The organism is Streptomyces tyrfis, from assembly GCF_037034285.1.
Lineage (GTDB): Bacteria > Actinomycetota > Actinomycetes > Streptomycetales > Streptomycetaceae > Streptomyces.
Genome location: NZ_JBAGJZ010000010.1, coordinates 53817 through 73206, shown reverse-complemented (window position 1 = coordinate 73206; position 19390 = coordinate 53817). Strand labels below are relative to the sequence as shown.

18 protein-coding genes and 1 pseudogene are annotated in these 19390 nt (G+C 71.6%); 8 read left to right on the top strand and 11 right to left on the bottom strand.

Annotated features, from left to right (window positions below; genetic code table 11):
• Nucleotides 1-61: 61 nt before the first annotated feature.
• The 4 genes from WA762_RS10180 to WA762_RS10165 all read right to left on the bottom strand — a co-directional run bounded on the left by WA762_RS10180 (nt 62) and on the right by WA762_RS10165 (nt 1977).
• Nucleotides 62-313 (bottom strand): gas vesicle protein GvpG, encoded by a 252-nt coding sequence (locus tag WA762_RS10180; RefSeq protein WP_335934971.1) that lies wholly within the window; start codon nt 311-313, stop codon nt 62-64.
• A gap of 10 nt (nt 314-323) precedes the next feature.
• Nucleotides 324-1037 carry a GvpL/GvpF family gas vesicle protein gene (locus tag WA762_RS10175; RefSeq protein ID WP_335934969.1) on the bottom strand — a complete coding sequence of 238 codons (714 nt, stop codon included), beginning with the start codon at nt 1035-1037 and terminating at the stop codon, nt 324-326.
• 3 nt (nt 1038-1040) lie between these two features.
• The gene (gvpJ, locus tag WA762_RS10170) at nt 1041-1484 is read right to left on the bottom strand and encodes a gas vesicle protein GvpJ (protein ID WP_335934967.1); all 444 of its coding nucleotides are present in this window, start codon (nt 1482-1484) and stop codon (nt 1041-1043) included.
• Nucleotides 1485-1575: 91 nt separating this feature from the next.
• The gene (locus WA762_RS10165) at nt 1576-1977 is read right to left on the bottom strand and encodes a gas vesicle protein GvpO (protein WP_335934965.1); all 402 of its coding nucleotides are present in this window, start codon (nt 1975-1977) and stop codon (nt 1576-1578) included.
• Between the two features lie 479 nt (nt 1978-2456).
• Here WA762_RS10165 and WA762_RS10160 point away from each other — a divergent pair, with 479 nt between their 5' ends.
• Complete coding sequence (locus tag WA762_RS10160) at nt 2457-3383, top strand: glyoxalase (RefSeq protein WP_335934963.1); 927 nt, start codon at nt 2457-2459, stop codon at nt 3381-3383.
• A gap of 57 nt (nt 3384-3440) precedes the next feature.
• On the opposite strand, the gene WA762_RS10155 is transcribed toward WA762_RS10160, so the two are convergent.
• Nucleotides 3441-4727, bottom strand: coding sequence for an ATP-binding protein (locus WA762_RS10155; RefSeq protein ID WP_335935111.1), 1287 nt, complete (start codon nt 4725-4727; stop codon nt 3441-3443).
• Between the two features lie 1021 nt (nt 4728-5748).
• On the bottom strand, nt 5749-7161 hold the full coding sequence (locus tag WA762_RS10150; RefSeq protein WP_335934961.1) for an aminopeptidase P family protein: 1413 nt from the start codon (nt 7159-7161) through the stop codon (nt 5749-5751).
• 321 nt (nt 7162-7482) lie between these two features.
• Between WA762_RS10150 and WA762_RS10145 the strand changes: the two genes are divergently transcribed.
• Nucleotides 7483-8466, top strand: coding sequence for a LuxR family transcriptional regulator (locus tag WA762_RS10145; RefSeq protein WP_335934959.1), 984 nt, complete (start codon nt 7483-7485; stop codon nt 8464-8466).
• A 21-nt stretch (nt 8467-8487) separates the two neighbouring features.
• Here WA762_RS10145 and WA762_RS10140 read toward each other — a convergent pair whose 3' ends face one another.
• On the bottom strand, nt 8488-9129 hold the full coding sequence (locus WA762_RS10140) for a hypothetical protein (protein WP_335934957.1): 642 nt from the start codon (nt 9127-9129) through the stop codon (nt 8488-8490).
• A 382-nt stretch (nt 9130-9511) separates the two neighbouring features.
• Between WA762_RS10140 and ctaD the strand changes: the two genes are divergently transcribed.
• Together ctaD and ctaF are read left to right on the top strand one after the other, a co-directional pair.
• Nucleotides 9512-11233, top strand: a complete 1722-nt coding sequence (gene ctaD, locus WA762_RS10135; RefSeq protein WP_335934956.1) for an aa3-type cytochrome oxidase subunit I — start codon at nt 9512-9514, stop codon at nt 11231-11233.
• Nucleotides 11230-11619, top strand: a complete 390-nt coding sequence (ctaF, locus tag WA762_RS10130) for an aa3-type cytochrome oxidase subunit IV (RefSeq protein WP_335934955.1) — start codon at nt 11230-11232, stop codon at nt 11617-11619. Before ctaD ends, ctaF begins: the two co-directional genes overlap by 4 nt.
• A 117-nt stretch (nt 11620-11736) precedes the next feature.
• Here ctaF and qcrB read toward each other — a convergent pair whose 3' ends face one another.
• On the bottom strand, nt 11737-13371 hold the full coding sequence (gene qcrB, locus WA762_RS10125; protein ID WP_335935110.1) for a cytochrome bc1 complex cytochrome b subunit: 1635 nt from the start codon (nt 13369-13371) through the stop codon (nt 11737-11739).
• A gap of 501 nt (nt 13372-13872) precedes the next feature.
• On the opposite strand from qcrB, the gene WA762_RS10120 reads away from it, so the two are divergent.
• The 4 genes from WA762_RS10120 (at nt 13873) to WA762_RS10105 (ending at nt 16174) form a co-directional block, all read left to right on the top strand.
• Nucleotides 13873-14835 (top strand): iron-containing redox enzyme family protein, encoded by a 963-nt coding sequence (locus tag WA762_RS10120; protein ID WP_335934954.1) that lies wholly within the window; start codon nt 13873-13875, stop codon nt 14833-14835.
• Between the two features lie 155 nt (nt 14836-14990).
• Nucleotides 14991-15671, top strand: coding sequence for a HemK2/MTQ2 family protein methyltransferase (locus WA762_RS10115; RefSeq protein ID WP_335934952.1), 681 nt, complete (start codon nt 14991-14993; stop codon nt 15669-15671).
• Nucleotides 15655-15981, top strand: coding sequence for a CDGSH iron-sulfur domain-containing protein (locus tag WA762_RS10110; RefSeq protein WP_335934950.1), 327 nt, complete (start codon nt 15655-15657; stop codon nt 15979-15981). The genes WA762_RS10115 and WA762_RS10110 overlap by 17 nt, the downstream gene beginning before the upstream one ends.
• A 37-nt stretch (nt 15982-16018) precedes the next feature.
• Nucleotides 16019-16174: a DUF6131 family protein gene (locus WA762_RS10105; RefSeq protein WP_335934949.1), complete on the top strand. Its 156-nt coding sequence runs from the start codon at nt 16019-16021 to the stop codon at nt 16172-16174.
• A gap of 77 nt (nt 16175-16251) precedes the next feature.
• Here WA762_RS10105 and WA762_RS10100 read toward each other — a convergent pair.
• The 3 genes and pseudogenes from WA762_RS10100 to WA762_RS10090 all read right to left on the bottom strand — a co-directional run bounded on the left by WA762_RS10100 (nt 16252) and on the right by WA762_RS10090 (nt 18937).
• Nucleotides 16252-17471: pseudogene (locus tag WA762_RS10100) on the bottom strand (NAD(P)/FAD-dependent oxidoreductase).
• Nucleotides 17468-17662: a ferredoxin gene (locus WA762_RS10095; protein WP_335934947.1), complete on the bottom strand. Its 195-nt coding sequence runs from the start codon at nt 17660-17662 to the stop codon at nt 17468-17470. The pseudogene WA762_RS10100 and the gene WA762_RS10095 overlap by 4 nt, the downstream one beginning before the upstream one ends.
• 45 nt (nt 17663-17707) lie before the next feature.
• The gene (locus WA762_RS10090) at nt 17708-18937 is read right to left on the bottom strand and encodes a cytochrome P450 (protein WP_335934945.1); all 1230 of its coding nucleotides are present in this window, start codon (nt 18935-18937) and stop codon (nt 17708-17710) included.
• Between the last annotated feature and the right edge of the window lie 453 nt (nt 18938-19390).

Here is a 19390-nt window from a genome sequence, read left to right as displayed (position 1 = left end):
CGACGCGCCGACGGGGCGCGCCGGGCTGCGTTGGCCGGCGTGGGGCCCGCCCCGGCCCGGGTCAGCCGTTGCCGCCCCGGGCGCGGGCCCTGATCTCGTCCAGCCGGTCCAGGAGTTCGTCCTCGCGCCGGTCGAAGGTCTCCTCGTCGATCTCGCCCGCCAGGAGCCGTCGTTCGAGGGCGGCGAGTTCCCGTTCCACGGGCCCGGTGTCGTAGTACTCGTTCTCCGCCGCCTCGACGACGCGCTCGATCACCCATGCCGCCCCGCGCACGGGAGCCAGCGGGAGGGTGGCCAGTTGAGTGAGGAGTCCCATTCCCCGCCTCCTAGACGAAGCTGTACGCGGCCAGCGGACCGCGCAGCCGGAGGTCGTAGTCCGGACCGAGCCGCTCCGCGACGTCCCGCTCGGCGGCGAGGAAGGGCTTCTCCTTCTCCCGCTCCACCAGGAAGGACACATTGAGGAAGTCGTCGCCCGCCGGCTGCGACGGGTGCTCCTCCCGGGCGAAGCCGCCCAGCGTCTTCACGATCTCATCGGCCGTCCGGTCCTGCCGGGCCCGCACTTCCACCGCCACCAACTCACCGAGCGCAAGCGGGAGTTCCGGGCCGCCACGGCCGCTTCTGATCTCATCGTTGAGCCCGCGCGCCTCCTCGGAATCGTTCAGGATTCCCCGTAGCAGCGCGTTCTCGTCCTGACGGGCCTTCAGGTTGTACTCGACGCACCCCTCCAGGACCCGCAGGCGCTCGAGGAACCACTCGGTGCGCTCCTCCAGCACGGCACGCACCGTTTCGTCGTCCGTCGTGATGAAGCCGAACTGCAGGGGCAGCACCGTCCCCTCGCCCATGAGGTGCTCCTGAACCGCCTGATGGGCGGCGAGATCACGGCGTTTGGGCCGCAGCCCCTCCGGGGCGTCGCTGACGACGGCGGACAGCTTCTCCGCCTGTACGGTGCGGAGCTTCGCCGGCGGATCGCCCACGCCGGGCACGTCGTCCAGTCTCTGCGGATGCGACCTGGCGACGATGGTGTAGACGTACACGGCCATGACTCATTCCCTCCGGCGTCGGGCGGCGGGCCGACGCCTCGGCCGTTCCCGCCCCTCCTCGATCTCCTCGGAGTCCTCGTCCTCGTTTCCCCCTCCCTTCAGGGCGTCGCTCAGGACTTCGGCCGCGCCGCTCAGGGCGCCCTTCGTCTTGGCGTGGGAGCCGCCCTCGGTCACCTCTCCGACCAGGTCGGTGAGCTGGGAGGGCGCCTTGCGTCCTGCCTCCAGGTCGAGGCGGTTGCACGCCTCGGCGAAGCGCAGGTACGTGTCCACGCTGGCCACGACGACCCGGGCGTCGACTTTCAGGATCTCGATGCCCACCAGTGAGACCCGGGCGAAGACGTCGATGACCAGGCCGCGGTCGAGGATGAGGTCGAGGACGTCGTAGAGACTGGCGGTACCTCCGCCGCCCGTGGCGACGGTTCCCGCGCCTTGCGGCACCACGGTCATGAGGGTGCCTCCCTTCAGCGGAACGCTCCGGGCTCCGGGGCGCGCCTGCGTTTCGCTCCATTCCTCAGCGTGCGCGGTGTGCTCCGGCGCTTCAACCGCCCCGGTCCACCCGCCCCCGCGTATAACGACGGGTGCGCTCGTACGCCACCAGTTCGCCTTCTGCGTCCAGCACGACCCGGTAGCTCGCCATGACGCTGGTGGTGGCGGGAACGCGTTCCAGTTCCAGCACTTCCACGTCCGCCTGCCAGCCGTCGTCGGTCGGTCTCACGGCCGACACCGATTCCGGCGCCCGCCCCAGCAGCTCCCGCAGCTGGTCGGCCGCGCGCCGCATGGCCTGCGGCGCTGACACACCGTGGGCCGCGCGTCCGGTTTCGCGGGTCCGGCCGTCGTCCTGCCGGTCGCCGCCTGTTCCGGCCGCCTTCTTGTCGGTTCTCCTGTCCGACGGCCGCCTCAGGCGCGGTGTGCCGCCCTCTTCCTCTTCGGCTGCGGCCATGTTCACTCTCCGAAGGCAGAGACGACATACTGTCCTCACTACATTGAGGCTCCTATGTCATGATATAAGGCTTTTGTCATCGCCCTCATTCGGGAGTCCCCGCGCCCGTTCCGCCCGCTTCCTGCAGCCACGCCGCGGGAGCGATGAACGCACACAGGGACAGTGCGCACTGACTGCCCGTTCGCGACACGACACCCCGCGTCGCGTCGCGAACGGGCGAGCCCGCCCCCTGATCACCGGGCGGCCGATTCCCGCGCCCACCGGCCGCGAACCCGGCGGTCACGAACCCGTCGGCGGCGGGCCCACCGAGACACGCCGCGGGTTCACCCCTCCGAGATGCACCCCCGCGCACGCTTGCTTACGCTGTGTGTACGTGCGGTCCCGGTGCGCAGTCGCGGAGGAACGCGCCGCATGGCCCCGGCAGGGATCTGCCCGGGCCGAGAAGATCCCCGACAGTCGCCTCGACTCGGAGGAGCCTCATGAGGAATCGTGTTCTCGCCTGTCTGCTCCCCCTGGCGGCCACCTCCGGCCTGCTGGCCGCCCATACGGCCCCGACCTCGGCGGAGGCCCCGCAGAAAGCCGTTCAGGACAGCTCCCGCATAGCCGTCGGCCCCCAGTACGACACGACCCACGTGTACGTCGAGCCCGGCAAGATCGCCGCGTTCACCGCCAGCTGGAAGGCCACCTTCGGCGGAACCAACACCGCCGTGTCGGTCACCGACGTCACCCCCACCCCCAGCACGACCAAGTCCGAGCTCGTCTTCTCCCCCGTCGGCACCCTGTCGGTCTTCGACTTCCAGACGCCCGTCCCGTATCCGTTCGGAGCGGAGCGCACCGGGTGGCTGCTGAAGGACATGGACGCCGGGATCCGGCAGGCACGTGCCAGCGGGGCCGACGTCATCGTCTCCCCCTTCCCCGATCCCATCGGCCGGGACGCGGTCATCCAGTTCCCCGGCGGAGTCAACACCCAGGTCTACTGGCACACCACGGCACCGATGTACAAGCCGCTGGAGACCGTCCCGGAGAACCGCGTCTATGTTTCGCCCGACGCGGTGGACGCGTTCCTGCGCTCCTATCTGAAGTTCACCAGCGGATCGGTCGTGTCCGACGACCCGAGGGCGGACGCGGTCGAGATCGGGCTGCCCGGGAAGACGTACCGCAAGATCCGCCTCACCTCTCCCTTCGGGAAGACCGTCGTCACGGTCTCCGACGGGCACCTGCCCTACCCGTTCGGGCGAGAGGTGACCGGGTATCAGGTGGCGAACCTCGCGACGACGCTGCGCAAGGCCGGGGCCGCGGGCGCCATGGTGCTGTGGGGGCCGCGTCCCTCGGCAGGCCGCGACAGCGCCATCGTGAAGTTCCCCGGCGGCTACATCGCGGAGATCCATGACGCCGTGTCCCGCTGACCGTGTGCCCGCAGGATCCCGGGCGGTCAGGTCCGGGCCTGACGACGGCGGCCGGCGTCAGAGCCGGCTGTACTTCTCGATGTCCTCCGTGAATTCCTCGATCGCCTGTGCGGTGAGCGTGGGCCGGGTGTCGGCGATGGCGGTCATGTAGTCCTCGGTGGTGGCGGGGCGGCCCTGGCGGTGGGTGACTTCCCGTTCGAAGGCCGCCTGCGCGCCCTTGCGCGCCGCGAACTCGATGTCGGCCGGGGTGAACAGCTCGCTGGCCGCGACCAGTTGGTCCACGTCGATCGCGTCGGTGGCGGCCCTGAGATAGCGGGCCCAGATGGCCGAGCGGGCGGTCGGGTCCGGCGGGCCGATGGGGATGACGCAATCGAACCGGCCCGGGCGCAGAAAGGCCGCGTCGAGGGAGCGCACCGAGTTGGTGGCACAGGCCAGCAGACGGGCGTCCTGCTCACGGAAGACGGGGATGAGTTTGAGCAACTCGTTGGTCACCCCGTGCCCGGGGTCGACCGCCTTCCCGGACCGTGCGCCGGCGATCTCCTCGACCTCGTCGATGAAGAGCAGCACCGAGTCGAGCTCCGCGAGTTCGGCGAAGGCCTCGCGCAGCGCCGTGGCCAGCCCCTCGCTCGTGTCGGCCGCGAGCCGGGACGGGAAGAGCTCCACGAACGGCCAGCCGAGCCGTGAGGCGACCGCTTTGGCGAAGCTCGTCTTCCCGGTGCCGGGCGGGCCGAACAGAATGATCGCCTTGGGCGGGACGACCCCGTAGCGGTCGGCCAGCGCCGGCTCCTCCAGCGGGAGCACCACACGACGTTCGACGACCTGCTTCTCCCGGTCCATGCCGGCCATGGCGTCCCAGAGGTCCCCGGGCAGCATGCGCCCGCCCAGCGCCGCCAGGACGTCGGTGTTCGGGGCGCCGGGCGGTTCGAGCCGCTCGTAGTACGTCAGGTCGTCGCGGACCCGGTACCCCGCGTTCTCCAGGGCCTTCGTGCCGGCGGAGCCCGCGGGCAGCAGGGTGCTTACATGGCGCACGCCCAGGGCGCGCAGGCGCCTTTCCAGCTCGGTGAGGAGTGCGCTGCCGATCCCGCGTTCGCGCCAGTGGGCGGCCAGGGCGACCAGGAGGATCCACCCGCGCCCGCCGCACGCCTGGGCCACGGCCATGCCGACGAGCTCGTCGCCGACCACCGCGACGACCGCCGGCTGGCCCGCCTTGGCGGCGGTCATCACTTCGGAGACCGGGAAGACCGGGTCCCGGCAGGCCTGCCGGCTCTGGTCCCAGACCTGAATCGCCTGGTCGAGATCGTCGTCGTGATAGTCGCGCAGATGCCATGCGGGCATCGCCACCACCCCATCCGGCCAGAGGTGCCATTGTCGCCTGCCCGGGCCCGATCCGCTCGGCGGCCCGGCGGTGGGCGGTTGGGTGGCGGTCCCCGGCCGTGGCGGGGCGCGGCACGGCCGCGGCGTTCCTCTGGGAGGGAGAGCGGGTCGGGCGAGGGGACGGCACAGCAGGGCGTCGGGTACGCCGCCGTGGTTCCACTTCCAGGTGGAGGCGACGCCCGCGAGGTACTCGTCGTCGGCGCACTGGCCCTTGTAGTGGCCCGGGGCCCAGTCACTGGCGGTCGAGCCTCCGATGGCGGGGCGCTTGTCGCCGTGGTCGAACCAGACGGCACGGCCCGCGGTGGGCAGCGCGGCGGCCGCGGGGGCGCAGAGGAGCACGGCCATGGCTTTGCTGTGCACGCTGTAGCCGACCGCGAAGGTGTCGTCGGGGCACTGCGGCTTGTCGTAGCCGGATGCCCAGTCGCCGCCGGTGACGTACCGCTCGTCGGTGACGGCGGTCCAGGCGCCGTTCGCCTTCGCCGGTTCGCCGGCGTCGGCGCACAGTCCTCGGCTGTCGCTCCGGCTCAGTCCGGCCAGCCGCTGCCCGTCCGGGCGGTTGCCCTTGCGGTGGCCCGGCGTCGGGGTCCGCGCGCAGGATCCGGTTCGCGGCTTCTTCGAACGCGGCGTACAGGTCGTGGTCGTCGTGGCGGCCCCAGTTGGGGTCGTCCCAGGTGTCGCGGCGGACCGGGCGGGCGCGGCGGCGTCGGCCGGGGGGTGACCAGGAGCAGTGCGGACAGGGCGGCCGGGGCCGCGGTCGCGCGTCGGAGCAGTGTGCGGGGTGTCGCTGTGGGCTCCTTCCGGGGTGGGTGTGTTCCGCTCTGACGGGGCGGTTTCGACGGGCGTTCCGCCGGTGCGTCACCGCCCGGGCCGGACGTCCCGGCGGCGCGGGCCGGGGAGGAACGGGGACGGCCCGCCCGGCGCCCGGGCGGGCCCGCGCGTCCCCGGACGCCGGCCCGGTTCGGCGGGCGCCGGGCCGGGGTCCTTCGCGCGCTCAGCCCGCGAACCGGGCCATCCACTCCTCGACGTCGTCCGCGGACCGGGGCAGGCCCGCCGACAGGTTCTCGTGCCCGTCGTCGGTGACGACCAGGTCGTCCTCGATCCGGACGCCGATGCCGCGCCACTCCTCGGGCACGGTGAGATCGTCCGGCTGGAAGTACAGTCCGGGCTCGACGGTGAGCACCATGCCCGGCTCCAGCACGCCGTCGACGTACTCCTCGTTCCGCGCCCGCGCGCAGTCGTGGACGTCCAGGCCGAGCATGTGGCCGGTGCCCGCCAGCGTGAAGCGGCGCTGGAGGCCGAGTTCGTACGCGCGGTCGGCCGGGCCCTCGATGAAGCCCCAGTCGACCAGCCGGGCGGCGAGGTGGCGCTGGCACGCCTCGTGGAAGTCCCGGTACGCGGCGCCCGGCTTCACGGCCGCCATGCCGGCCTCCTGGGCCTGGTACACCGCGTCGTAGACCTCGCGCTGGAGCGGGGTGAAGGCGCCGCTGATCGGCAGGGTGCGCGTGACGTCGGCGGTGTACAGGGTGTGGGTCTCCACTCCGGCGTCGAGCAGGAGCAGTTCGCCCGGGCGCACCGGTCCGTCGTTGTTCGTCCAGTGCATGATCGTGGCGTGCTCGCCGGCGGCGCAGATCGTACCGTAGCCGACGGCGTTGCCCTCCAGGCGCGCACGGCGGAAGAAGGTGCCCTCGATCCACCGCTCGGACGACGCGACCGCCCGGGAGAGTTCGCCGACCACATCGGTGAATCCGCGCACGGTGGAGTCCACGGCCTTGCGGAGTTCGGCGATCTCCCAGTCGTCCTTGACGAGGCGGAGATCGCTCAGCGCCTCCTCCAGCCCGGCGTCGCGCTCCTCATCGGTGGTGACGGCGGCCTCCAGGGAGGGGTCGACTCCCCGGACGATCCGGGTCGGCACGCCGGGGGCGGCGGCCAGGTCGTCGGCCGCCGTGCGGACGTCCCGGCAGGGCAGGCCGAGCACCCGCTCCGACTCGGCGAGGGAGCGGCGCCGGCCCATCCACAGCTCGGCCGTGGCCACGGTCCAGAAGTCGTTGTCGTCCCTGCTGTCCCGCGGCAGCTGGTAGCAGTGGGCGTCATGGCCGCCGTCCGCCCGGGGTTCGAGGACGAGGGCGCCGTCCCGGGCCTGATCTCCCGTCATGTGGACGTAGCCCGAGTACGGCCGGAACGGGTAGCTGTCGTCGTTCGAGCGGACCTTGAGGTGTCCGGAGGGAATGACGAGGCGTTCTCCCGGGAAGCGCGCGGAGAGCGCGGCGCGGCGACGGGCCGCGTACGGGGCCTGCTCGTCGGGCCGCAGGTCGTGCCGCTCGGTGTCCGCCCATCCGGTCCGCATCAGGGCGGACAGTTCCTCGGAGATCCCTGCGTAGAGACCGTTCTTCCGGCGCTTCGCCACGGCATACACCTTCTTCTGGTTCTTCTGGATTCTTCTGGAGAAGCTGTTCGACGGCTTCTTCCGAGGGGCTGTTCGGCCGCTTCTTCCCGGAGGCTGTCCGGCGGCGAGGGCCAAAGAGCAGGCCGTACGGGCGGGCGCGCTCCGGATGCGGCCGGGCCCCGCCCACGCCGCCCCGCCGTGCGACGCCCGGGACCGCCCTCGTCGCCACCGGTCATCGGCGTCTCCCGGACGGTATCCCGTGCCGCGCGCGCCCGGGGCCGAGGCGTGCCACTGGCACTGATCGGCCACCCCGCCCGGCCGGGGTCGTCGATAATGCGGCACATGACGAACGCGAGACTCGCCGAGGCCCTTCGGCTCCTGGGCGTCGATGAAGCCGCGGGACGGGTCTACCTGGCACTGCTGGAAATGGCGCCGGCTCCGCTGGGCGAGGTCGCGGCGGCGACCGGACTGGACGGTCCGGAACTGGCCTCCGCGTACGGCGCGCTGGTGGACGCCGGTCTGGCCGGCGCCGCCGAGGCGGCCGACGGCGTGGTGGCCCCGGTTCCGCCGGCCGCCGGCCTGGAGGTCCTCGCCCGGCACCGCGTGGCCGAGGTCGAGGAGTCGCGCATCGCCGTCGGGGGCGCCTTCGAGTCGTTCCGGCGGCAGCGGCTGGCCGCGTACGACGACCACCTCGTCGAGGTCGTCACCGGCGACGCCATCGGTCCCCGGATGCGCCGTGCCTGGATGAGCGCCCGGGAGCAGATCCGGCAGTTCGAGTCGCCGCCGTACTTTCCCCTGGTCGGCGCGACGGACGACGCGCTGGCGACGCTCGCCCGCGGGGTGACCCAACGCGTCGTCTACTCTCGGGAGTCGTTGGAGCACCCCGGTCATCTGGCGGAGGCCGTCGAACCGTGTGTCAAGGCGGGCGAACAGGCCAGGGTGCTGCCGTCGGTGCCGGTCAAGCTGCTCATCATCGACGAGGCGTACGCGCTCGTCTCGTTGTCGAGCAGGGAGGCCGACGTCCACAACACCATGCTGGTGGTGCAGCCGTGCGGTCTGCTCTCCGCGCTGGTCGCGCTGTTCGAGCAGTGCTGGCACAACGCCCTTCCCCTGCACGGCCGCACCACTCGCCCGGGCGGTCTGCCGCCCGCCGACCGCCGTCTGCTGTGGCTGCTCGCGGGTGGCGCGAGCGACGACGTCATCGCCCGTGAGCTGGGGGTCAGTCGCCGCACGCTCTTCCGCCGCATCCAGGTCCTGATGGCCCGGCTGGGCGCCGTGAACCGGTTCCAGATGGCGTTGCAGGCGCAGCGCCGCGGGTGGCTGTGACGGCGCAGACCGCCGTAGGTCTCACTCCGGGCGCGCGGGGGCGGTGGTGCCGGTCCGGCGGAGCAGGCCGAGGAGGAGTTGCGCGGCGCCCGGCATGAAGCGGGACCCGGGGTGGTAGACGGGGTCCATCGTGGTGACGATCAGGCGGCCGGGCGTGGAGACGCGGTCCTCGTGGAGGAGGACCTGCCGGGTGGCGCGGTCGCCCTCCTGTTCCAGCTCCGCGCAGGCCAGGACGGTGGCGCCGGCCGGGGGTTCCAGGAGGCCGTGATAGTGCCGGCGGACGGCGCGTTCGGTGAGGTGGTCCCACGCCTCGTGGCCGTGGGCGGCGCGGCGGACGCCGTTGTCACCGCCGGGGGTGCGCCACCACCAGAAGTTGGTCTCGGCGGGCCGCGGTCCCCGCAGGCCGGGGATTCCAGTCGCAGTCGCCGTTCTCGCCGAGGACGACGACGGTGCCGCCGCGTTCGGCGCCCCCCAGGGGCTCCGCCCAGGGCCCCCTCGCGGGCTGCCGCCCCGAGACTCTCCTCGGCGCGCTCCAGTGGCTCCCCTCGCCGCGCTCCGGTGGCTCCCGCTCGGCCGGCCCGCCGCCGAACGGGGCCGCTCACCCGTTCGGCGGCGAATCCTCCGCCGCGAGGCCTCGTTCTTACCGGTGGAGAGCCGGTGCACGCGCCGACTCCCGTGACGGTGTCCGGCACTCGGGGTGCCGGACACCGTCACGGCTCGCCAGGAGCCCGGCGAAGCAGAAGCGGAGCCGAAGCGGAGCCGTAGCCCCCCTGGCGTAACCGCCCGTCGCCCCACCGTCCCTCTCCTGCCGGTGAGGCCGGACCGTACTCCGCTCCCCCACGACGCGCCCTCGCCGCGACCCGCACCCGCCGGGGCCCCGTCGTGCCCTGCCGCCGTACGCGAACGGCGACGGCGGTCACGAACGCCCGTGGGGATCACGGAGGCCAATCAGCTCACAGGCAGGTTTCCGGCCGTCCGAAAGGGGCTACCCAGGATGCGCGGCGGTGGGCCCCGTCACCGCCGCCCGGAACCACGGAGACACCACATGTCACAGCTGGAACCCCTGCAGCGGACACCGCCGGAGAGTGACGTGACCGACAACCCCCGGGTGCTCCTGGGCTGCCGGATCCGCGAGATCGTGACGACGACCGATCACAAGACGATCGGCGCCATGTATCTCGTCACCTCATTCGGCTTCTTCCTGCTCGCCGGGGCCCTGGCGATGGTGATGCGCGCCGAGCTGGCACGGCCGGGTCTCCAGATCCTCGATCCCACGCAGTACAACCAGCTGTTCACCGTGCACGGCACGGTCATGATGCTGCTGTTCGCGACGCCCACGTTCGCCGGGTTCGCGAACGCCGTCATGCCGCTGCAGATCGGCTCGCCCGATGTGGCGTTCCCGCGGCTGAACGCGCTGACCTACTGGCTGTTCCTCTTCGGGGGGCTGCTCGTCGTCAGCGGTCTCATCGTTCCCGGCGGCGCCGCCTCCTTCGGCTGGTTCGCCTACGCCCCGCTGAACAGCGCCATCCGCACCCCCGGGGCCGGCGGCGACCTCTGGGCCATGGGGCTGGTCCTGAGCGGCATCAGCACCACCCTGGGGTCCGTGAACTTCATCGCCACCATCGTCTGCCTGCGCGCCCCCGGAATGACGATGTTCCGCATGCCGATCTTCACCTGGAACATCCTCTTCACCTCGATCCTGGCCCTGCTGGCGTTCCCGGTGTTCACGGCGGCCCTGCTGGCGCTGATGGCGGACCGCAAGTTCGGTTCGCACGTCTACGACCCGGCCAACGGAGGGGCGCTGCTCTGGCAGCACCTGTTCTGGTTCTTCGGGCATCCGGAGGTCTACATCGTCGCGCTGCCGTTCTTCGGCGTGGTCACCGAGATCATTCCCGTGTTCAGCCGCAAGCCCGTCTTCGGCTACGTCGGCATGGTGGGGGCCACCATCGCCATCACCATGCTGTCGGCCTCCGTCTGGGCCCATCACATGTTCGCCACGGGGGCCGTGCTGCTGCCCTTCTTCTCGCTCATGTCGTTCCTGATCGCGGTGCCGACGGGCGTGAAGTTCTTCAACTGGATCGGCACGATGTGGAACGGGAGCCTTTCGTTCGAGACGCCGATGCTCTGGGCCGTCGGCTTTCTCTCCACGTTTCTCCTGGGCGGACTGAGCGGGGTCCTCGTCGCTTCGCCGCCACTGGACTTCCACGTCACCGACAGCTATTTCGTGGTCGCCCATCTCCACTACGTCCTGTTCGGCACGATCGTCTTCGCCATGTTCGGCGGCTTCTACTTCTGGTGGCCCAAGATGACCGGCAGAATGCTCGACGAACGGCTCGGCAGAATCCACTTCTGGACGCTCTTCACCGGCTTCCAGACCACCTTCCTCGTCCAGCACTGGCTCGGCGAGATGGGCATGCCCCGCCGGTACGCGGACTACCTCGCGTCCGACGGCTTCACCGCGCTCAACACCATCTCCTCGATGGGCGCGTTCCTGCTGGGCCTCTCCACACTGCCGTTCCTCTACAACGTCTGGAGGACGGCGAGACACGCACCCGCGGTGACGGTGAACGACCCCTGGGGATTCGGCCGTTCACTGGAATGGGCCACCTCCTGTCCCCCGCCGCGGCACAACTTCGAGGCGCTGCCGCGCATCCGCTCGGACTCGCCCGCGTTCGACCTGAACCATCCGGAGGCGCTCACGACGAAGGCCGCGGAACCGGGCGGAAGCGCGCCGACCCCGGACACGATCGGAGGGCGGGGCGCATGAGAACGGAGGCGCGGCTCTTCGCCGGCGTGGCCCTGTTCTTCCTGCTGACCGACGCCGCCTACCTCTGGTTCGCACGCGAACCGGCCGGCGCCGCGGCCCTCACGGTCTCCTTCCTCATGTCGGCGCTCATCAGCTTCTTCTGCTGGGCCAACCACCGCAGGAGAGGCACTCGCCCGGAGGACCGTCCGGACTCGGACATCCAGGAGCGTGCCGGTTTCGTGGACTTCTTCCCCCCGCACAGCGCCTACCCGGTGACCGTGGCCGTGGGGATGGCGCTGATCGCCCTGGGCCTGGTCTACGAGCTCTTCCTGATCCTGATCGGCCTCGGCGTCACGCTCTGCGGGGTCCTCGGCATGACGTTCCAGTTCGCCGGGCGGGACGACTGAACGGCTCCCCGGGGGACGGGGGACGGTGTGACTCCGATGGACAGTGGGGCTCGCGGAACGGCGGAACTTCGGGGACGGCGGGACTCCGGAGGGACGGCGGGACTCCGGGGGTGGGCCCTACCGCTTCTCCGCCTCGCCGACCGGGTCCTCGAGCCGCTCCGAGATCTGCGCGTGCTGCTCCTCCGTCACCGGCACGTCGACCCGGTCGCGGTAGTACCAACGGCTCAGCAGAGAACGCAGCCGTGCGTGGCGCGGCGCCCCTTCCTCGGGAGCGGCCAGCGGCCGCGGCACGTCCCGGACCAGTGCCCGGTAGCGTCGCACGGCGTCGAGCGGCCGGTGCCCGCCGCGGATCGCGCCATAGACGTTCTGCTCGACCCGACCCGTCTCCTGTCCCCTCTCCAGGACCTGACGCTCATGCGCCTGCAACGCCAGGCACACGCGTTTGGTGACGAGGTAGGCGATCACCGGTCCGACGACCACGGCGACTCTGAGAATCCAGGTGAGTGTTTCGACCGAGACGCGGAAGACGAACGCCGTGACGTCGTTGCCGCCGGCGGCCAGCAGCACCGCGTAGAAGACGATGGCCGCCACGCCCAGCCCCGTGCGCGTGGCGCGGTCCCGGGGTCTGTCGCACAGGTGGTGCTCCCGGTCGTCGCCGGTGATCCACTTCTCGAAGAAGGGATAGAGGTAGAGGACCAGGAACAGCAGGCCCGGCAGCACCACCGCCGGAACGAGCACGTTCCACATGAGCGTATGGCCCGCCACCTGGTTCTCCCACGGGGGCATGAGCCGCAGCGCCCCTTCCAGGAACCCGACGTACCAGTCCGGCTGCGAGTCGGTGGACACCTGTTCCGCCCGGTAGGGGCCGTAGCTCCACACCGGGTTGATCTGCGCGGCGGCGCCGAGCCAGGCGGTGACACCGGCCACCATCAGACTCAGTCCCGCCGACTTCGCGGTGAAGTGCGGGAACATCGGCTGCCCCACCGCGTTGCGATTGGTGCGCCCGGGCACCGCCCACTGAGTGTGTTTCAGGTAGACGACCATCGCCAGATGGACGACCACCAGACCGATGAGAAGGCCGGGCACGAAGAGGACATGCACGACGAAGAGGCGCGGGAGGATCGAGTGGCCGGGGAAGGAGCCGCCCCACAGGAAGTGGCTCAGATACGTTCCGACGACGGGCAGGGAGTTCACGATGGTGTTCGCGGTGCGCATTCCGGTGCCGGACAGCAGGTCGTCGGGCAGGGAGTAGCCGCAGAAGCCCTCCAGGAGGGCGAGGAGGAACAGCGTCACACCCACCATCCAGTTGCCCTCGCGCGGGCGGCGGAACGCACCCGTGAAGAACACCCGGAGCAGATGCACTCCCAGAGCCGCGATGAAGACCAGGGCCGCCCAGTGGTGCATCTGCCGGATCAGCAGTCCGCCCCGCACGTCGAAGCTGATGTGCAACGTCGTGGCGTACGCCTGAGACATCGTCAGGCCGTGCAGTGGGGCGTAGGAACCGAGGTAGGGGCCCTGTTTCATGCTGGGATCGAAGAACAGCGTCAGAAAGGTGCCGGTCAGGACCAGGACGATCAGGCTGTACAGGGCGAGTTCGCCCAGGAGGAACGACCAGTGGTCCGGAAACGCCTTGCGCGTCAAGCCCCGCGCGGCCTCCGAGAGAGGTGCCCGGCGGTCGACCGCGGCATAGCCGGCCTCGGCGATGCGACGCGACTTCTCCTTGAGGGCGCGTCTGCGTCCCGGGAACAGCAACACCGGTCAACTCCCTCTTCGGCTCGCGGACGGCACACCGAGAAGCGCGCCCGCGGCACCCGGCGCACCACTGTGCACTATGCGGGCCTTTCGGCCCGTACCCCCGCATGACGCGGAACAGGGGCACGGCACTCACACGATCGCCGCACGCCCCCGTCCCGGGCGGCGGAACGCACCGAGGTGACCGGTCGGCGCCCTGTCGCGGTCGCACGTCCCGGCCCGCACCGGAATCGCCGGACGCCCCGCCCGGCGGAGCGAGGCGCCCGCACCGTGCCGGAACGGGAAGTGGGAACATATGCGCGTGCCGGGGACACTCGCAGACGCACCCGAGACTCCGCTCCCGGAGATGCGGGAGCGCGCGCACCGGGCCAGCATCGAGGGGTGGGGAGTGCGTGGCGGACGGACGCGGCCGCGCCGTACTCTCCGGGACGCCCCCGGATCGACCCGGGGCGCCCGCGCATCGCCCCGGAGACCGCTCGGAACGCACGGGATGTGAGAGGCATGGGCGAAAACCGTCGCGGGCCGCTGCTCCCACGGGACCGCGGCCCGCTCTCCGCCGCGACGGCCGGAACCCTCCGAGGAACGTGCGCGCCGCCGGGAGCGGCGGCCGTGAGCCGGGCCGACCCCTACGGCGACGATCTCCAACTGGCTTTGTACACCTGCTACGAACTGCACTACCGGGGCTTCGACGGGGTCGATCCGGGATGGGAGTGGGCCCCGGCGCTCCTCACGGTGCGCGCGGCGCTGGAGGGCCGATTCCTGACCGCTCTGCGCCGTGACGCGGGCGCCGGGCAGCCGCTGGACGCACTCCTGGCCGATCTGCTGGTCGAGCCCGTCGACGGCTGCGGCGTCGCGGAATTCCTCGAAGCACGAGGCACGTTGGAACATCTCCGCGCGTACGCGCAGCAGCGTTCTCTCTACCACCTCAAAGAGGCGGATCCGCACGCCTGGGTGCTGCCACGGCTCAGCGGCCGGGCCAAGGCGGGCATGGCGGCGGTCGAGTACGACGAGTTCGGCGGCGGGCGAGCGAACCGGGTGCACGCCCGTCTCTTCGCGGACCTCATGTCGGATCTCGGCCTGGAGACGGGCTACGGCCACTATCTGGACACGGGCTGTGCGGAGATGCTCGCCCTGGTGAACGCGATGTCGCTCTTCGGGCTGCACCGGCGTCTGCGCGGAGCCCTGGTGGGCCACTTCGCCACGGTGGAGATCACCTCGTCGCCCGCCTCCCGGCGCCTGGCGCGCGCGATGGAGCGCACGGGCGCCGGTCCGTCCGCGGCGCGTTTCTACAACGAACATGTCGAGGCCGACGCCGTGCACGAGCAGATCGTGCGGCGGGACGTCATCGGCGGACTCCTCGGCGACGAGCCCGAGTTGGAGCCGGACATCGCGTTCGGCGTCTGCGCGACCTCGTATCTGGAGGATCGTCTGGGTGCACGGCTCCTGGCGTCCTGGGACGGGTGAGCGGCGCCCCGGAGACCCCGTGCACCGTGCCGGCACCGCCACACGGAGCGCCACACCCCGCCCGGGCCGGTCGGCCGTCACGCCGAGAGGCGACCGGAACCGTCCGCGGGGACCATGGAAGTCCACGTCCGGTCCTCCCCGACGGGAGCAAGCGCATGGCCGACAGACTCATGGATGTCCCGGCCCCCTTTCTGGTCAGGCTGCCGGGGGTCTACGCGCCGCAGCACGACACCCGGCTGCTGATGTCGGCGCTGGACGGGGAGGACATCGGCCCCGGGACGGCCGTCCTGGACGTCGGGACCGGAAGCGGGGCACTGGCCGTACGGGCCGCGGAGCTGGGCGGGAACGTGACGGCCGTCGACATCTCGCGTCGCGCGGTCGTGACGGCGCGCCTCAACGCGGTGCTGCGTCGTCGGCGTATCACCGTGCGCCGCAGCGATCTGACCTCCGCCGTCCGCGCCCACTCCTACGACCTCGTGCTGTGCAATCCGCCCTATGTGCCGGCCCCCGCGGCCGACGCCCCTCGGCACGGCGCCGCCCGCTCCTGGGACGCCGGAGCCGATGGCCGGGCGGTGGTCGACCGGGTCTGTCAGGGCGCGCCTGCGGCACTGCGGCGAGGCGGGGTGCTGCTGATGGTGCACTCCGGACTGTGCGATCCCGACGCGACTCTCCGGCTTCTCGACCACATGGGTCTCGACGCGGCCGTCAGCGACCGCGTGCGCATACCCTTCGGCCCGGTTCTGCTGTCCCGGATGGACTGGCTGCGCGAGCGAAAGCTGCTGAAGGACGAGGGAACGACCGAGGAACTGGTGGTCATCCGTGCCGAACGAACCTGACGCACCGCGCCGTGTCACCGTCACCGAGCGTGGCCCGGTGCTGGTGGAGGGGCCGGTGGAAGTGACGGGGCCCGACGGCGTCACCCATGTCTCGGACCGCTTCGTCGTCGCCGTCTGCACCTGCCGGCGCAGCCGCACCCTGCCCTGGTGCGACACCAGCCACCGCCGCCGCGCGGGACAGCGCACGGCTTCCCCCGAGGTGTCGGACCCCCTGGACACATCGGCTTCCCCTGGCGGGCCGGGCCCCTCGGGGCGGCGCGCTCGCCCCGCCCCGCGCAGTTGCCGCGGAGACGTTCGAGGAACACAGTGAAGGAAGAGTTCGCACACCTGCGAGAGGGGAGCGTGTTGTGATCGTTCTCGGAGTAATTCTGCTGATCGTGGGCTTCCTGACCGGCATCGCCATCCTGTGGACGATCGGGATCATTCTCGCCGTGGTGGGCGTGATCCTGTGGCTCCTGGGCGCCATGGGGCACGCGGTCGCCGGGCGCAAGCACTACTGGTAGAGCGGCGCCTGCCGGGCACCGGGCGGGAGTCGCGCGTGCGGAACCGGCGCCGCGACGCCGGCCGGGCACGCTCCGCATCAAGTGGGGAGCAGGGCGGTGGCCGGTGCGCTCCGCCACGGCGTCCCTGCCGCGATGGCGGCCCGCCAACGGTGCAGGACCTTCGGCGGCATGCCCACGGCCAGCGCCCCGGTGAGCGTGGGTCCCGTACGGTAGGCGACGAGGAAGCGGTCGTCCGCCGGATCGCCCTCCACCACCCGCGCCTCGTCATGATCGCGCAGGTGGCCGAAGGCCTGGATTCTGCGCCCGTACTGCTGGGACCAGAAGTAGGGGAACGGCGCGAACGGCTTGGCGTGTTCGGGGTCCAGGAGGTTGCGGGCGGCTGCCATGCCCTGCTCGGCCGCATTGGTGCGGTGCTCGACGCGCATCCGCGTGCCGAACAGCGGGTTGTGCCAGCGGGCCACGTCCCCCGCCGCGTAGATCCCGGGTGCGGCGGCGCTGTACTGGTCGCACTCCACGCCGTCGGCCAGGCCCAGGCCGCTGCCGCGCAGCCATTCGGTGTTGGGCCGGAGCCGACGGCGACCAGTACGTCGTCCGCCGGGATCGCCGCGCCGTCGGCCAGACGCACTCCGGTGGCACGGCCCGCGCGGGCGGTGATCTCGGCGACCTTCTCCCCTGCCCGCAGGTCAACCCCGTGGTCCCGGTGCGTACGCGCCAGGTACGCACCGGTCCGCTGCCCGACGGCGTGGGCGAGGGGTACGGGGGCGGGCTCGACGAGGGTCACGGCCGCGCCCGAGGAGCGGGCCGCAGCGGCCACTTCGGCGCCGAGGAACCCGGCGCCCACCACGACCAGCCGCCCGCCGGCGGCCAGCCCGTCGCGCAACGCGAGGGCGTCCTCCAGGTCGCGCAGCACGTGTACGCCGGGGAGGTCGCACCCGGGCAGCCGGCGCGGCCGGACCCCGGTGGCCACGATCAGGCCGTCATAGGCGAGTTCGGCGCCGTCGGCGAGCGTCACCGTGCGTGCGCCCGGCGACAGCGCGGCCGCGGGCACGCCCAGCCGCAGGTCCAGTCCCAGGGCGTCCAGTTCCGCGGGCCGGCGCAACGCGACGCGGTCCGCCGACCAGGCGTCGGTGAGGACCTGCTTCGAGAGCGGCGGCCGGTCGTAGGGAAGGTGCCGTTCCTGACCGACGAGGGTCAGGGAACCGCCGAATCCCTCGCGGCGCAGGGTCTCGGCCGCCGACAGCCCGGCCGCCGAGGCGCCGACGATCACCACGCGGCGGACCGGCGGTCCGGAGGTCACTGCTCCACCAGCCGGATCGCCGCGGCCGGGCAGACCGCGGCCGATTCCCTCACCGCGTCGTCCTGCGAGGGATCAGGGGTGTGGTCCAACAGACGGACGATGCCGTCGTCGTCCTGGTCGAAGACCTCGGGGGCCATCAGGACGCACTGTCCGGACGCGACGCATGTGGGCTGGTCGACTTCCACGCGCATGTGGTCTCTCTTCTCGTTCGGAGGGGCTGTCGGGTCCGGGGGGTACTACCAGGTGACGGGGAGCTCGTAGACGCCGTAGACGAGGCCGTCGTGCTTGAAGTCCAGCCGGTCGGCCCCGGTGGCCAGTGCCAGGGTGGGGATGCGGGAGTACAACGTGCTGTAGACGACCTGGAGTTCGACGCGGGCCAGCGGCTGGCCCAGGCACTGGTGCACTCCGAAGCCGAAGGCGACATGACGGCGGGCGTCGCGGGTGACGTCGAGCCGGTCGGGGTCGGGGAAGGCCCCCGGGTCCCGGTTGGCGATGTCATTGGCGAAGATGACGCCGTCCCCGGCGTGGATGACCTGGCCGCCGATCTCGATGTCCTCCAGCGCCACGCGGCGGCGGCCGGAATGGGTGATGTTCAGGTAGCGCAGCAGTTCCTCCACGGCCGAGGCGATCACCTTGGGGTCCTCGGCATCGCGGAGCAGGGCGAGTTGGTCCGGGTTCCGCAGCAGGGCGAGAGTACCGAGCGCGATCATGTTCGCGGTGGTCTCATGGCCCGCGCCCAGCATGAGCACACCCATCTCAGCGGCCTGACGCTGCGTCATCTCGCCGGTGGCCACTCGTTGCACGGCGAGCGCGGAGAGCAGGTCGTCCCCCGGCCGGGCGCGCTTCACCGCCAGAAGGCCGTCCAGGTAGTCGGTCAGCGCCTCGGACGCCGCGAGCACCTCGTCCGCCGTCGAGGTGCGGCGCACGATGACCCTGGTGTGGCGCTGGAAGAAGTCGTGCTTCTCATAGGGCACACCGAGCAGTTCACAGATCACGAGGCTGGGCACCGGCAGCGCGAACGCCTCGACCAGGTCCACCGGCTTCGGCCCGGAGAGCATGCCGTCGATGAGGTCGTCGACGATCCGCTGGATCGACGGCCGCAGGGACTCGACCTTCTTGATCGTGAAGGGCGCCGTCACCATCCGGCGGAGGCGGGCGTGCTCCGGATCGTCCATGGTGAGGAACGTGCGGCGCGCCTGGTCCCGGTCCTTCATCCCGGCGGTGCGGTGCGGATAGCCGGAGCGGGTGGGGTCGGCGCTGATGCGCGGGTCGCCGAGCAGGGCCCGCAGGTCCTCGTAACGCGTGATCACCCACGGGCTGGTGCCGTCCCAGATGCGCACCCGGGAAACGGGCTTCTCGTTCTGCAGGTCCCGCAGGGCGGGGGGCGGATCGAAGGGACACCCGGTCGCCCTGGGCATCGGATAGTCCGGGAGTGCCGTTGATGTGTCCGCCGGTGTCTCGATCATGCCTGCCTCCTCGGCAGAGGATGCCACCCAACACCCCTCACGGAGTTAGGTGCCTGAGGCAACTATATGGACGAGGTGCGGCCGGTCAACGGTCCCGAACCCCTCACCGCCGCTATTCGGCCACGCGGCGGTCGAGTGCCACCGCCGCCGACCGTCGCCGCTGCGGGAGCGGCGCGGTTCCCCGTACGGCGGCGTCGTCGCTTCGCTCGACTCGCCGAACGTTCCGGCGATTTGTCGCGCAAACGCTGGAGCCCGGGTTCGGCCTGGTCGGCAGCACGGACGCAGCTGGACTGGACGGCAGGAATCACGGGCAATCGCCTGTGCCGCGAGCAGGGCGGCCCGGATCGGCTGTACGACTGCCCGTCGGCGGCGAGGCCGCGAACGTTCCGGCCCCGGCCGCCGGCCACCCTCCGAGGGGCGGTCGGCGGCCGGGGCCGGTGTCGAGTGGGGCGT

Coding starts and splice junctions, on each gene's coding strand:
- WA762_RS10180 (WP_335934971.1), bottom strand. CDS start 313: ATGGGACTCCTCACTCAACTGGCCACCCTCCCGCTGGCTCCCGTGCGC.
- WA762_RS10175 (WP_335934969.1), bottom strand. CDS start 1,037: ATGGCCGTGTACGTCTACACCATCGTCGCCAGGTCGCATCCGCAGAGA.
- gvpJ (WP_335934967.1), bottom strand. CDS start 1,484: ATGACCGTGGTGCCGCAAGGCGCGGGAACCGTCGCCACGGGCGGCGGA.
- WA762_RS10165 (WP_335934965.1), bottom strand. CDS start 1,977: ATGGCCGCAGCCGAAGAGGAAGAGGGCGGCACACCGCGCCTGAGGCGG.
- WA762_RS10160 (WP_335934963.1), top strand. CDS start 2,457: ATGAGGAATCGTGTTCTCGCCTGTCTGCTCCCCCTGGCGGCCACCTCC.
- WA762_RS10145 (WP_335934959.1), top strand. CDS start 7,483: ATGACGAACGCGAGACTCGCCGAGGCCCTTCGGCTCCTGGGCGTCGAT.
- ctaD (WP_335934956.1), top strand. CDS start 9,512: ATGTCACAGCTGGAACCCCTGCAGCGGACACCGCCGGAGAGTGACGTG.
- ctaF (WP_335934955.1), top strand. CDS start 11,230: ATGAGAACGGAGGCGCGGCTCTTCGCCGGCGTGGCCCTGTTCTTCCTG.
- WA762_RS10120 (WP_335934954.1), top strand. CDS start 13,873: ATGGGCGAAAACCGTCGCGGGCCGCTGCTCCCACGGGACCGCGGCCCG.
- WA762_RS10115 (WP_335934952.1), top strand. CDS start 14,991: ATGGCCGACAGACTCATGGATGTCCCGGCCCCCTTTCTGGTCAGGCTG.
- WA762_RS10095 (WP_335934947.1), bottom strand. CDS start 17,662: ATGCGCGTGGAAGTCGACCAGCCCACATGCGTCGCGTCCGGACAGTGC.
- WA762_RS10090 (WP_335934945.1), bottom strand. CDS start 18,937: ATGATCGAGACACCGGCGGACACATCAACGGCACTCCCGGACTATCCG.